The 12,695-nt window shown below is 70.2% G+C and carries 12 protein-coding genes; 3 read left to right on the forward strand and 9 right to left on the reverse strand.

What is annotated here, in order from left to right; all coding sequences use genetic code 11:
* Positions 1–38 precede the first annotated feature (38 nt).
* The 4 genes from NE358_RS08685 to NE358_RS08700 are packed head-to-tail and all read right to left on the reverse strand — an operon-like array spanning position 39 to position 5,032.
* Positions 39–1,586 carry a dipeptide ABC transporter ATP-binding protein gene (locus NE358_RS08685; protein ID WP_289937572.1) on the reverse strand — a complete coding sequence of 516 codons (1,548 nt, stop codon included), beginning with the start codon at positions 1,584–1,586 and terminating at the stop codon, positions 39–41.
* Positions 1,583–2,416 (reverse strand): ABC transporter permease, encoded by an 834-nt coding sequence (locus NE358_RS08690; RefSeq protein ID WP_289937574.1) that lies wholly within the window; start codon positions 2,414–2,416, stop codon positions 1,583–1,585. The genes NE358_RS08685 and NE358_RS08690 overlap by 4 nt, the downstream gene beginning before the upstream one ends.
* The gene (locus NE358_RS08695) at positions 2,413–3,390 is read right to left on the reverse strand and encodes an ABC transporter permease (protein ID WP_103209127.1); all 978 of its coding nucleotides are present in this window, start codon (positions 3,388–3,390) and stop codon (positions 2,413–2,415) included. Before NE358_RS08695 ends, NE358_RS08690 begins: the two co-directional genes overlap by 4 nt.
* A 28-nt stretch (positions 3,391–3,418) precedes the next feature.
* Complete coding sequence (locus NE358_RS08700; protein WP_289937578.1) at positions 3,419–5,032, reverse strand: ABC transporter substrate-binding protein; 1,614 nt, start codon at positions 5,030–5,032, stop codon at positions 3,419–3,421.
* 258 nt (positions 5,033–5,290) lie between these two features.
* Here NE358_RS08700 and valS point away from each other — a divergent pair, with 258 nt between their 5' ends.
* Together valS and NE358_RS08710 are read left to right on the forward strand one after the other, a co-directional pair.
* Positions 5,291–7,858, forward strand: a complete 2,568-nt coding sequence (gene valS / locus NE358_RS08705; RefSeq protein WP_289937579.1) for a valine--tRNA ligase — start codon at positions 5,291–5,293, stop codon at positions 7,856–7,858.
* Positions 7,858–8,106: a hypothetical protein gene (locus NE358_RS08710; RefSeq protein WP_103209121.1), complete on the forward strand. Its 249-nt coding sequence runs from the start codon at positions 7,858–7,860 to the stop codon at positions 8,104–8,106. Before valS ends, NE358_RS08710 begins: the two co-directional genes overlap by 1 nt.
* A 220-nt stretch (positions 8,107–8,326) precedes the next feature.
* Here the strand turns inward: NE358_RS08710 and NE358_RS08715 are convergent, their stop codons facing one another.
* A complete protein-coding gene (locus NE358_RS08715; RefSeq protein WP_116239864.1) occupies positions 8,327–8,539 on the reverse strand; it encodes a hypothetical protein in 213 nt (70 codons plus the stop codon).
* The gene (locus tag NE358_RS08720) at positions 8,536–9,132 is read right to left on the reverse strand and encodes a winged helix-turn-helix domain-containing protein (RefSeq protein WP_103209115.1); all 597 of its coding nucleotides are present in this window, start codon (positions 9,130–9,132) and stop codon (positions 8,536–8,538) included. Before NE358_RS08720 ends, NE358_RS08715 begins: the two co-directional genes overlap by 4 nt.
* Before the next feature lie 80 nt (positions 9,133–9,212).
* Between NE358_RS08720 and NE358_RS08725 the strand changes: the two genes are divergently transcribed.
* Entirely contained in the window at positions 9,213–11,264 is a 2,052-nt protein-coding gene (locus tag NE358_RS08725; protein ID WP_289937587.1) for a M3 family metallopeptidase, read from the forward strand.
* A 42-nt stretch (positions 11,265–11,306) separates the two neighbouring features.
* On the opposite strand, the gene NE358_RS08730 is transcribed toward NE358_RS08725, so the two are convergent.
* The 3 genes from NE358_RS08730 to NE358_RS08740 all read right to left on the reverse strand — a co-directional run bounded on the left by NE358_RS08730 (position 11,307) and on the right by NE358_RS08740 (position 12,695).
* Positions 11,307–11,816, reverse strand: coding sequence for a GNAT family N-acetyltransferase (locus NE358_RS08730; RefSeq protein WP_289937589.1), 510 nt, complete (start codon positions 11,814–11,816; stop codon positions 11,307–11,309).
* Positions 11,817–11,838: 22 nt separating this feature from the next.
* Entirely contained in the window at positions 11,839–12,330 is a 492-nt protein-coding gene (locus NE358_RS08735) for a hypothetical protein (RefSeq protein ID WP_146035563.1), read from the reverse strand.
* A gap of 74 nt (positions 12,331–12,404) precedes the next feature.
* Positions 12,405–12,695, reverse strand: coding sequence for a WXG100 family type VII secretion target (locus NE358_RS08740; RefSeq protein ID WP_141377783.1), 291 nt, complete (start codon positions 12,693–12,695; stop codon positions 12,405–12,407).

The raw sequence follows: 12,695 nt of genomic DNA on the forward strand, positions 1-12,695 counted from the left end.
CGACCCTCCGTTCGGGCTGCAACCCGGCGAACGCGGACTCAGGCGCCCGGCGGGCGGACACCCGCGGCCGCCAGCAGTTCCCGGGTGAACGGATGCCGCGGCGCGGCGAAGACGCACGACACGGTGCCCGAGTCCACGACGCGCCCATCCTTCATCACGATCACGTCGTCGGCGATCGCGGCCACGATGTCGAGGTCGTGCGTGACGAAGATCATCGCGAGGTCGCGCTCGCTCTGGAGGGCGAGAAGACGATCGAGGATCTTCGCGCGCACCGAGGCGTCGAGCGCCGAGACCGGCTCGTCCAAGACCAGCAGGTCGGGCGACACGGCAAGGGCACGGGCGATGGCGACGCGCTGGCGTTGTCCACCCGACAGCTGCGCGGGCCGACGGCGGGCGAACGCCGGAGACAGCCCGACCTCCTCCAGCAGAGCGGCGACCGCCCGGCGCCGCTCTGCGCGGCGCACCCCGCCCGCGGCGACCGCCTCGGTCAGGGTACGACCGACGCTCCAACGGGGATCGAGAGCGCCCCAGGGGTTCTGCTGTACGAGCTGAACCCGGCGGCGGTCCGATCCGCGAGCCGCATCGGGCGTCCACGGGCGGCCCTCGAACGAGAGGGTGCCCGCGTCGGCCGCGGTCACACCGACCGCGAGACGCGCGAGCGTCGTCTTCCCCGACCCCGACTCCCCCACCACCGCGAGAGTGCGACCGCGGCGGACCTCGAACGACACGTCGTCGACGGCCACTCGTTCACCGAACCGCTTCGTCACGCTCCGAGCGGTGAAGAGCGGTGCGTCGGTGCGGGGGGCTCGACCGAGCGGCTCGTGGGACACCGCCGCGACGAGCTCGCGCGTGACGGGATCGCGAGGGGATGCCAGCACCTCGGCCGTGACGCCGGTCTCGACGACCCGTCCTTCGTGCATCACGACGACGCGGTCGGCCACCCGGGCGACGGCCCCCAGATCGTGGCTGATGAACACCACGGCGACGCCGTCGTCGGCGATTCGGCGCACAAGGTCGAGCACGCGGACCTGCACCGTGGCATCCAGGGCCGTGGTGGGTTCGTCGGTCACGAGGACGGCGGGCTTCGCCGAGAGAGCCGAGGCGATCAGGGCGCGCTGACGCAGCCCGCCGGAGAGCTCGTGCGGGTACTGGCGCGCGCGCTCGTCGGGCTCGGACATCGACACTCGGTCGAGGCTGTCGCGGACGCGGTCCGCGAGGGCGTCTCCGCGCACGGCGGGCTCGTGGATGCGCACCGGCTCGGCGACCTCGGCGCCCACGCGGCGCAGCGGGTCCAGCGAGACGAGAGCGTCCTGCGACACGAGGGCGATGCGCCGCCCGCGCAGGGACCGCCACTGACGCTCGGTCAGCGAACGCGCCGAGGTGCCGTCGATCTCGAGCTCGTCCACCGACCAGGACAGACCCTCGGGAACGAGCCCCAGCAGGGCGCGCGCGCTCATGGACTTGCCCGCGCCCGACTCGCCCACGATCGCGACGCACTCCCCCGGCGCGACATCGAGGTCGAGGCCGCGGACGATCGCACCTTCGGGGCCATCGACGCGCAGACCGCGTAAACGAAGGCCGCTCACGCGCCCCGCTCCTCGGAACGCGCCCGGACGATGCGACCGATGACGCTCACGCTCACAACGGTCGCGGTGATCGCGAGGCCCGGGAACACCGCGACCCACGGGGCCTGCAGCAGGAGGTTGCGGCCCGCCGAGAGCATGAGCCCCCACTCGGCCGTGGGTTCGGTCGGACCGAGGCCCAGGAAGCTGAGACCCGCCGCCGCGAGGATGCTCGTGCCGATACCGATGGTGGCGAGGACGCTCACGGCACCCAACACCCCGGGCAGCACGTGCCGCAGGTGCACGACGAGCGCGGGAACGCCGATGATGCGCGCGGCCTCGACGTGTTCGGTCGCGGCGAGGGAGCGGGTCTGCGCCCGCGCCAGCCGGATGTACACGGGCACGGCGGCGATCGTCACGGCCACGGCGATATTGGTCGGCCCCGGTCCCAGCACGGCGACCACGAGGAGGGCGACGAGGAACTCGGGAAAAGCCGAGAGGACGTCGACGACCCGCATCGCGGCGGCATCGACGCCGCGTGGGGAGACGGCCGAGAGCGATCCCGCGATCACACCGACGAACAGAGCGAGACCGGTCGCGAGAAGGCCGATCCCCACTGATCGACCCGCGCCGAACACGACGCGCGAGTACACGTCACGCCCGCTCTGGTCGGTACCGAACCAATGCGCGGAGCTCGGCGGCTGCAGGGCGGAGCGGACGTCGGTCAGCAGCGGGTCATGTGTCGCGAGAAGGTCCGGGGCGATGGCGGCGAGGGCGATGGCCGCGAGCACGGCGCCCGAGATCGATAAAGCGACGGTGCGCCCGGGCCGGGTGCGCGGAGCGAGCGCGGTCACGCGGGCACCCCCGCCCTCGCGCCCAGTGCCGGCTCGGCGACACGCAACCGCGGATCGATGAGCGGCACGACGAGATCGACCAGGGTGTTGACGACGACGAACACGAGCGCGCTCAGCAGGATGACACCGGTGATCACGGGAAGATCGCGGTCGGTGATCGCCGCGAGCGTCACACGGCCGATGCCGGGCCGCGCGAAGACCGTCTCGACCAGCACGGCGCCGCCGAGAAGCGACCCGACGAGGTATGCGGCGAGTGTGACTCCCCCTGCTCCCGCGTGACGCAGCGTGTGGCGCAGCGTCTCGCGCCGCGGCGTTGCGCCGCGGGCGCGGACCGTCAACAAGAACGGCTCGCGCTCGGCCGCTTCGATGCCGTCCCGCAGCACTTGAGAGAGCAGAGCGGCAACCGGCAGGGCCAGGGTCACCGACGGCAGCACGAGCGACGCGGCATCCCGCCCTCCCGACACCGGGAACCAGCCGAGCTGGAACGAGAAGACGCTCAACAGCACGAGCCCCGTCCAGAACACCGGCGACGACAGGACGACGAGCTCGACGCCCGAGGCCACCGCCCGACCCCGACGCCCACGCACGAGCAGCGCCGTCGCGAGGGCCAGCAGCAGGGCGATCACGAGCGCGAGTCCCGTCAGCTGCAGGGTGGGTCCGAGCTGGCGACCGATCACCTCGGTCACGGGGAGGCGCAGCTGGTACGACTCCCCCAGATCGCCGCGCACGAGACGCCCGAGGAACGCCGCGTACTGCTCGAGCACGGGACGATCCAGGCCGAGATCGCTGCGGATCCCCGCTTTCACGGCGTCGCTCACCTGCGCCTGTGGGCCGAGCATGACGTCGACGGGGTCGCCCGGAATGATCCGGAACGCCACGAACGCGAGCGTCGCCGCGCCCCACAGGACGAGAACGACGGATGCCACGATCCCGCCGAGGCGCCTCAGCAGGGCGCGCGAGCGAGAACGTGGCATCCGACCAGTCTGTCCGAAACGCGGCGGCTCAGCCGACGGAAGCCGTCGCGAAGAGCGGGCGACCGTAGAGGTCGAACGTCAGACCCGACACCTTCGGGGTGACGGCGCTGATCAGCGCGGGACTGTACAGCGGCACGATCGCCGCCTGCTGGGCGTTCCACTGCTGCACCTGTGCGTAGATCGCGTTACGGGCGGCCGGGTCGGTCGTCGAGGCGGCCTGCTCGAGCAGAGCGTCCATGGCCGGGTCGCTCACTTGCGAGGCGTTCTGGAAACCGTCGGTCGCCAGGTGGCTGCGCAGCAGATCGGCGTCGACGCCCGAGAAGCCCCAGTCGGTGACGTCGTAGGTCTTCGGGCCGTACTGCTCGTTGTAGGCGCCGGGCTCCAGCACCTCGCGCTGCAGGTCGAAGCCGACGGCTTTGAGGTCGCTCTGCACGGCGTTGGCCAGTGCCGCACGATCGTCGGGCACCGGGGTCCACGCGATCCAGCGCGCGGTGAGGCGCTGGCCGTTCTTGGTCCGGATGCCGTCGGCATCGCGCCCCGTCCAGCCCGCCTCGTCGAGGAGGGCGTTGGCGGCTGCCTGATCGAACGGCCACGTCTGCGCGAGGCTCGCGTCGTACCCGGGAGTGGTGGCTCCCAGAATGCTCCAGGCGCGGGGGTACTGGCCGTAGAAGATCTCCTGCACGGCGGTGTCGACGTCGATCGCCTTCGAGAACGCCTGGCGCACCTTCTGGTCGGCGAAGACGCCGTACTTCTCGTTGAGGAAGAGCGAGTACGGCAGTCCGGGGTACGCGATGGACTCGACGGTGTCGTCGGACGGGACCTGCGCGACGAGGTTCGGCGGAAGGTTGGTCACGACGTCGGCCTGTCCGCTCGACAGAGCACCGAGACGCACCGAGGCCTCGGGGAGGATGTCGACGCGGAGGGTCTTGAACGCCGGCTTTCCGCCGCCATCGGGGCCCCAGGCGTAGTCGTCGTTGCGGGTGTAGACGATGTCCTGGTCGGGCGTGTATTCGGTGAGCTCGAAGGGACCCGTGCCGACGGTGACGTCGGGGCCGCCGGCCTTGAGCTGGTCGGCCTTCGTCGACAGCACCGCGGGCGAGTAGAAGCCGAGCAGAGCCGTACTGGCCGCCTGCAGGAACGGAGCGTAGGGCTGGGTGAAGCGCACGCGGACGGTGTGCTCGTCGACCACGTCGGTACCCGCATACAGGTCGCCGCCGAGCATGCTCGCCGCCTGCGCCGAGGCCGTGTCGGGGTTGGCGATGCGATCGAAATTCGCCTTGACCGCGGCGGCGTCGAAGACGGTGCCGTCGTGGAAGGTCACGTCGGTGCGCAGGCGGAAGAGGTAGCTCGCGCCGCCGTCCTCGACCTCCCAGGACTCGGCGAGCCACGGCGAGAACGTGCCGTCCGGTTCCTGGAACACCAGCGAATCGAGCACGGCTCGCTGCACCATGGCGGAGACGTCGAGCTGGCTGGTCTGCGGGTCCATGTGACCGGCCGACAGGTTCGCGCCCTCGATCGCCCAGACCACCTCGCCGTCGCCCGAGGCGGCGGGATCGTTCCCCGCGCACGCCGAGAGCGAGAGGGCGGCGACGGCCGCCACAGCGACCGCCGAGAGCACGCGGCGCGAAAGCGAAGAAGGCATGGGGAAACCTCGGAATCTCTGGTGGGAAGGCTTTCAGCTTACCGGGGTTCCTGTACCCGGTGCGGAAAGTCACCGGTCGATCGCGCGCTGACAGCGAGCGGGGGCGGGTCCGCGCCCCGCTTGCGAAGACCTGACGCTCATCCGCATCTGCGAGGGCGCGCCACGACGCGCGCTCCCGCGAGACCCCCGGTATCGTGGATGCCACACCCATCAGGCACGCTCACACAGTGCCGCCCATATCGCTCGAGGAGTACCCCTATGGCCACCATTCCCGACAAGCCCGCCCTGGAAGGCCTCGAGCAGAAGTGGGATGCCGCGTGGAACGAGCGCGGCACGTACGTCTTCGACCGGATCCGCGCCGCCGAGGCGGGTCGACAGGGCGTCTACTCCGTGGACACCCCTCCGCCCACGGCATCCGGGAGCCTCCACATCGGCCACGTGTTCTCGTTCACGCACACCGACGTGAAGGTACGCTTCGAGCGCATGCGCGGAAAGACCGTGTTCTACCCGATGGGCTGGGACGACAACGGCCTGCCGACCGAGCGCCGCGTGCAGAACTACTACGGCGTGCGCTGCGACCCCTCGCTCCCCTACGACGCCGACTTCACCCCGCCGTTCGCGGGCGGCGACAACAAGAGCAGCAAGGCCGCCGATCAGGTGCCCATCAGCCGCCGCAACTTCATCGAGCTGTGCGAGCAGCTCACGATCGAAGACGAGAAGCAGTTCGAAGACCTGTTCCGCGAGCTGGGCCTGAGCGTCGACTGGACGCAGACCTACCGCACGATCTCCGACGACTCGATCCGCACGAGCCAGCTGGCGTTCCTGCGCAACATCGAGCGCGGCGAGGCGTACCAGTCGATGGCGCCGACGCTGTGGGACGTGGACTTCCGTTCCGCGATCGCCCAGGCCGAGCTCGAGGACCGCGACCAGCCCGCGGCCTACCACCGCGTGGGCTTCGCCAAGACCGACGGCTCGGGTGACGTGTTCATCGAGACGACCCGCCCCGAGCTGCTGCCCGCGTGCGTGGCCCTCGTCGCCAACCCCGACGACGAGCGCTACCAGCCGCTGTTCGGCACGACCGTGCGCACCCCGCTGTTCGACGTCGAGGTGCCCGTGCTCGCGCACCCCCTCGCGCAGAAGGACAAGGGCTCGGGCATCGCCATGATCTGCACCTTCGGCGACGTGACCGACATCATCTGGTGGCGCGAGCTCGACCTGCCGAACCGCACGATCATCGGCAAGGACGGCCGCATCGTGGCCGAGGCTCCCGACGTGATCGTGACGGATGCCGCGAAGGCGGCCTACGACGAGCTCGCGGGCAAGACCGTGTTCAGCGCCAAGAAGCGCATCGTCGAGCTGCTGCAGGAGTCCGGCGCCATGGAGGGCGCTCCCAAGCCCTTCACCCATCCCGTGAAGTTCTTCGAGAAGGGCGACCGGCCGCTCGAGATCGTGTCGACGCGCCAGTGGTACATCCGCAACGGCGCACGCGACGCCGAGCTGCGCGAGCGCCTCATCTCGCTCGGTCGCGAGATGGCGTGGCATCCCGACTTCATGCGCGTGCGCTTCGAGAACTGGACCAGCGGCCTCACCGGCGACTGGCTCGTGTCGCGTCAGCGCTTCTTCGGCGTGCCGATCCCGGTCTGGTACGGCCTCGACGACAGCGGTGAGCGCGACTACTCGCGCGTGCTGACGCCCGACCTCGCGTCGCTGCCCGTCGACCCGACGGTGGATGTGCCCCCGGGCTACACCGAGGACCAGCGGGGCGTTCCCGGCGGCTTCGATGCCGAGCGCGACATCCTCGACACGTGGGCGACGTCGTCGCTCACCCCCCAGTTGGCCGGCGGCTGGCAGCGCGACGAGGAGCTGTGGAACCTCGTCGCTCCGTTCGACCTGCGCCCGCAGGGACAGGACATCATCCGCACCTGGCTCTTCTCGACCATGTTGCGCAGCACCCTCGAAGACGACCGGAGCCCCTGGTCGGATGCCGCCATCTCGGGCTTCATCGTCGACCCCGACCGCAAGAAGATGTCGAAGTCGAAGGGCAACGTCGTCACGCCCGCCGACATTCTCAAGCAGCACGGCTCCGACGCCGTGCGCTATTGGTCGGCGTCGAGCCGCCTCGGCACCGACGCGGCGTTCGACCCGCAGAACCCCACCCAGGTGAAGATCGGTCGGCGCCTCGCGATCAAGCTGCTGAACGCGGCGAAGTTCGTGCTGTCGTTCCCCGTGCCCGAGGGTGCCGAGGTGACGCACGCGCTCGACGCGTCGATGCTCGCGACCCTGGATGCCGTGGTGCGCGACGCGACCACCGCGTTCGAGGCCTACGATCATGCGCGGGCGCTCGAGATCACCGAGTCGTTCTTCTGGACCTTCTGCGACGACTATCTCGAGCTGGTCAAGGAGCGCGCGTACGACCAGACCGACGTGGGCCAGGCTTCGGCGGCCCTGGCGCTGCGCACGGCCCTGTCGACGCTGGTGCGCCTCTTCGCGCCCGTGCTGTCGTTCGCGTCCGAAGAGGTGTGGTCGTGGTTCGAAGAGGGCTCGGTGCACACCGCCGCGTGGCCCGAGCCGCTCGGCATCGAGGGTGACCCGGCCGTGCTCACCGCCGTGAGCGCCGCGCTGATCGGCATCCGTCGCGCCAAGACCGAGGCGAAGGCCTCGCAGAAGACCAAGGTCGCCTCGCTCACCGTGTCGGGCCCGCACCTCGAGGCGCTGCGCCTCGCCGAGGGCGACCTGCGCGCCGTGGGCCGGATCGAGACGATCTCGTTCGCCGAGGCCGACACCACCACCGTGACCGACATCGTGTTCGCACCCCAGGAGGCCTGATGCAACTCGGAACCCGTTGGACCGCCCGCGAGCAGCCGCCGAAGGCTGTGCCCGAGGCGCTGCACGCGCAGATCGCCGCCGTCGAGGCCGCGCTCAACCCCGATGGCCTCAGCGCCCCCGCGCCGCGGTGGACGTTGACGTTCCTCGAGGGGCGCCCCGTCGCCGAGCTCGACACCGGGGTCGTCGTGTCCCAGGATGCCGCGGGCGAGGTCGTCGTGCGCTACGACGACGACGCCGAGTTCGCCTGAGTCGAATCGCTCACGACCGCGAAGAGCCCGCCGACGCCCTCACGGGTCGGCGGGCTCGATCCGTGAGGGCCGGGGACGGCATCTCCGCACGGCGAGGGGTCCGGGGCGGAGGAGAATCGGGCTGCGGAGGACGAATCCGCTTGATAAGTCCTCCGCCGGCAGAATCTCCTCCCCGAACGCGCGGGCGAGCCTCCGGTCTCTCGCGCCGAGGTCGCCCGACCTACCGGGGCAGCAGGTACCGTGCGACGTCGTCCGACATCGCGCGGGATGCCGCGAGCCCAGCGCGACGAGCCGGCTCGGTCTCGAGGCGTGCGACACGTCGACTCATGCGGCGCTCCGCGATGGTCGCCATGGCCTGGGCGCCCACGAGGAGGGCGTTCTCGAGGGGCGTCGGCCGGGCGGAGACAGCGATGGTCTGCGTGATGGCGCTCATGCGGAGCCCCTCTCGGTCGGAAGCGGAAAGATGTCGTTGCGGATCGTGACGGGGCGCACGCCTTCGCCGGTCTGATCGCGGTACCGCGCCACGGTCTCGTCGACGAGCGCGTGGATACGCCTGACGAGGTCCTGCGACTGCTCCGCGGTCAACCGGGCGGTCGCGGTCGAGATGATCGCGGCATCCCGCCACTCCTCGGCCTCGGCCCACCCGTGATTCGCGAAGTGCATGAGCTGTTGGTGGCGCAGCGTGAGTGTCTCGGACTGCACGGCCTCCATCACGGCTCGCCCCGCGGGGGTGTTCTGCATCTCGGGATTCGTGAGCGTCACCATTCCGGCGGGGCGCTCCCACCATCGCTCGCGCGCGGTCCCCCGCCCGGCCACCTCGCGGATGAGATCGTGTCGAGCCAGAGCCCGGAGGTGATAGCTCGTCGATCCGGTCGACTCTCCCGTGAGTTCGGCGAGGCTGCTCGCCGTCTGGGGGCCGTACTGGCTGAGGATGTCGTAGAGCCGCACACGCAGGGGATGCGCGAGCGCGCGAAGCGCTCCCGCATCCAGAACCCGCTCGGGGTGGGGTGTCGGCTGATCGGACATGACTACAAAGATACCTTTGCAAACGTCTATCTGCAATGACATCTTTGCATGCGTCGAGAGACGGGCCGTAGGCTGGAGAGATGTCGGATGCCGTGAACAATCCCCTCCTCGCGCCGCCCTCGCTCCCCTACGACCTGCCGCCCTACGGCAGCATCGCCGTCGAGCACTACCTCCCCGCGTTCCACGCCGCCTTCGCGGCGCAACGGGCCGAGGTCGACGGGATCACCGCTCAGACCGCGGAGCCCACCTTCGAGAACACGCTCATCCGCCTGGAGCGCAGCGGCGAACTGCTCGACCGCGTCGCTCGCACGTTCTACACCGTGGCATCCGCTGACGGCACTCCCGAGATCCAGGCCGTTGAAGAGGAGCTCGCTCCCCTGATGTCGGCGCACCGCGACGCGATCCAACTCGATGCCGATCTGTTCGCCCGTATCGCCGCCGTGCACGCGCAGCTCGACGACCTCGACCTCGACGCCGAGAGCCGCTACCTCGTCGAGCGGTACCACCGCGAGATGTCGCTGGCCGGCGCCGGTCTCGACGACGCGCAGAAGCGGACGCTCACCGAGCTCAACCAGCGCTTGTCGGTGCTGACGACCACGTTCGAGAAGAACCTGCTCGCCGACACCAACGAGCTCGCGGTGGTGTTCGACTCCGCCGACGAGCTCGACGGACTGAGCGAGGGCGAGCTCTCGGCGGCGGCGCAGGCGGCCACGAGCCGCGGTCTCGACGGGCGCTATGTCGTAAATCTCACGCTGTACACCGGTCACCCTCTGCTCGCGTCGCTGACGAACCGAGAGAGCCGCCGCCGTCTGCTCGAGGCCTCGCGCTCCCGCGCCACGCGCGGCAACGACAACGACAACCGCGCGGTCCTCCGCGAGATCGTGCGCCTGCGGGCCGAGCGCGCCGCGGTGCTCGGCTATCCCTCGCACGCCGCCGCCGTCCTCGCCGACCAGACGGCGGGGTCTCCGGATGCCGCGCGCGACCTGCTCCGCCGACTCTCCACCCCCGCTGCCGCCAACGCGCGCGCCGAGCAAGAGGCTCTGCAGAGGATCGCCGAGGCTGACGGCATCCGGATCGAAGCCCACGACTGGGCGTTCTACACCGAGAAGGTCCGCGCCGAGCGGTACGACCTCGATCGGGCGGCTCTGCGTCCGTGGTTCGAGGCAGAGCGGGTGCTGCGCGACGGCGTGTTCTTCGCGGCCGAGAAGCTTTACGGCATCCGCATGACCGAACGCCACGACCTGCAGGGCTATCACCCCGACGTTCGCGTCTTCGAGGTGCACAACGCCGACGGCAGCGAGCTCGGCCTGTTCCTGCTCGACCTGTACACGCGCGACAGCAAGCGCGGCGGCGCGTGGATGAACTCGATCGTCACGCAGTCGGCCCTCCGCGGCACGGCCCCCGTCGTGGTCAACAACCTGAACGTGAACAAGCCCGCCCCGGGCACCCCGACACTGCTGACCCTGGATGAGGTCACCACCCTCTTCCACGAGTTCGGGCACGCCCTGCACGGCCTGTTCGCCACCGTGACCTACCCGCACTTCGGCGGAACGGCCGTCTACCGCGACTTCGTCGAGTTCCCCAGCCAGGTGAACGAGATGTGGATCCTGTGGCCCGAGATCCTGACCAACTACGCGCGGCACATCGACACCGACGCACCGCTGCCGGCCGATGTCGTCGAGCGTCTGCACGCCTCCGAGGCGTTCAACCAGGGCTTCGCGACGAGCGAGTATCTCGCGGCCTCGTGGATCGATCAGGCGTGGCACGGACTGTCGGTCGCCGAGGCGTCGGCCGACATCGACGTCGCAGCGTTCGAAGCGGAGGCCCTCGCGGACATCGGACTCGACAACCCCGCCGTCCCCACCCGCTACGCCTCGACGTACTTCGCCCACGTGTTCTCCGGCGGCTACAGCGCCGGGTATTACTCCTACATCTGGAGCGAGGTGCTCGACGCCGACACCGTGGAGTGGTTCCGCGAGAACGGCGGGCTCACTCGCGAGAACGGCGACCGTTTCCGCCAGCGCCTTCTGGGCGTCGGCGGGTCCGGCGATCCCCTGGCCGCATACCGCGACTTCCGGGGCCGGGATGCCGAGATCCGGCCGTTGCTGGAACGTCGCGGACTCGCGGGCTGAGCTCGGTGTGCCCGGCCGCTCTCGGCGTCCGGGCACGCGGGCTCACACCGCGTACTTGAAGCCGACGTGCGAGTCGGCGAAACCGAGTCGCGTGTAGAACCGGTGGGCGTCCACGCGGGCGGCGTCGGAGGTCAGCTGCACGAGGGCCGCGCCGGTCGCGGGTGCGGCGACGTGCATCACCCAGCGCATCACCGCGCTACCGATCCCACCGGAACGCACACTCGAAGACACCCTGACCGCCTCGACGAGCAGCCGGGTGGCCCCCTGACGCGCCATACCGGGGATGACGGTGAGTTGCAGGGTGCCGATCACCTCCCCCGCCGCATCGTCGACGACGATCAGATCGTTCAAGGGCGCCTCGAGGACGCTCCGCAATGCGGTGGCGTACGTTCCTTCGTCCGCAGCGTCGCCGCGATCGCCGCGCGCCGCACTGACGGGGTCATCTGCCAAGAGCGCCATCAACGCGGGCAGGTCGGTCGGCTTCGCCCGGCGGACGGTCACCTCGCCGATGTGCGCGGTCACCGTCGCGGGCAGATCGAGGTTGGAGAGCACGCTCTCCATCCTGCCCTGCGCGTCAGCGCCAGCCGAGCACCTCGCGCACGACGGCTTGCGACGCCGGTGAACCGTCGTTCTTGATGGAGAGCAGCTTCTCGCTGGAGACGAGGGCCCCCGACGCTCCGTACTCGTCCGAAAGGCCCTGAACCGCCTGACGGACGAGAGGCGCCGCGTCATTGCGATCGGCACCGCCGCGCACCGAATAGTGGGGGTAGACGAGCAACTCGGTCCCGTCGGCCGTCCGTCGCGCACAGGCGACGACGACGGTCGGAGTCGCTCCTCTCCAGAACTTGGGGAAGAACTCCAAGCCCGTCCCCTCCGCGAAGAACTCGACGACTCCGCGCTTCCACGACTTCGCCACGTCGCCGAGGCGGACGTCATGGGCGGTCCACTCCGAGCCGCTCTCCCGGATCGCGGTGGCGAAGGCGTCGCCTCCGTCGGAGAATCCCGCCGCGATGAGCGCATCTGTGGCGCGGCGGACAGCCGAGGCGGGCTCGTCACGAACGAGCATCCGCGCCCCACCCCGCGTCAGTCCGTTCCATCTGACGGGACCGACGTGGGCGTCTTCTCCGGATCCGCGCATGATCACAGCGACCACGCCCTCCCCACGGCGTCATCGGCTTCGCGGTAGGCCTGGGCCGCCGTCCGAGCCGCGTCGGCGGCGGCGCGGCCGACATCGGCCAAGCGGTTCATCTCGGAGAGCCAGGCCCCCTGCTTGGCGGCGTACGCGTCAGCCGCGTCGCCCTGCCACCCCCCGAGAAGGGTGTTTCGTGCAGAGGCGAGCGTCGCAGTTTCGGCGGCGGTGCGCTGAACGGCGGCATCGATGGACGAGGCCGTCTCTACGAGCCGATCGGGCTTGATCGAAAAGGACGTCAT

The organism is Sphingomonas sp. G5 (assembly GCF_052660795.1).

Bases quoted from the DNA above. Each gene is read 5' to 3' on its own strand.
- NE358_RS08710 (WP_103209121.1), top strand. From the start codon at position 7,858: ATGCAACTCGGAACCCGTTGGACCGCCCGCGAGCAGCCGCCGAAGGCT.
- NE358_RS08715 (WP_116239864.1), bottom strand. From the start codon at position 8,539: ATGAGCGCCATCACGCAGACCATCGCTGTCTCCGCCCGGCCGACGCCC.
- NE358_RS08740 (WP_141377783.1), bottom strand. From the start codon at position 12,695: ATGACGTCCTTTTCGATCAAGCCCGATCGGCTCGTAGAGACGGCCTCG.
- NE358_RS08700 (WP_289937578.1), bottom strand. From the start codon at position 5,032: ATGCCTTCTTCGCTTTCGCGCCGCGTGCTCTCGGCGGTCGCTGTGGCG.
- NE358_RS08725 (WP_289937587.1), top strand. From the start codon at position 9,213: ATGTCGGATGCCGTGAACAATCCCCTCCTCGCGCCGCCCTCGCTCCCC.
- NE358_RS08695 (WP_103209127.1), bottom strand. From the start codon at position 3,390: ATGCCACGTTCTCGCTCGCGCGCCCTGCTGAGGCGCCTCGGCGGGATC.
- valS (WP_289937579.1), top strand. From the start codon at position 5,291: ATGGCCACCATTCCCGACAAGCCCGCCCTGGAAGGCCTCGAGCAGAAG.
- NE358_RS08735 (WP_146035563.1), bottom strand. From the start codon at position 12,330: ATGCTCGTTCGTGACGAGCCCGCCTCGGCTGTCCGCCGCGCCACAGAT.
- NE358_RS08720 (WP_103209115.1), bottom strand. From the start codon at position 9,132: ATGTCCGATCAGCCGACACCCCACCCCGAGCGGGTTCTGGATGCGGGA.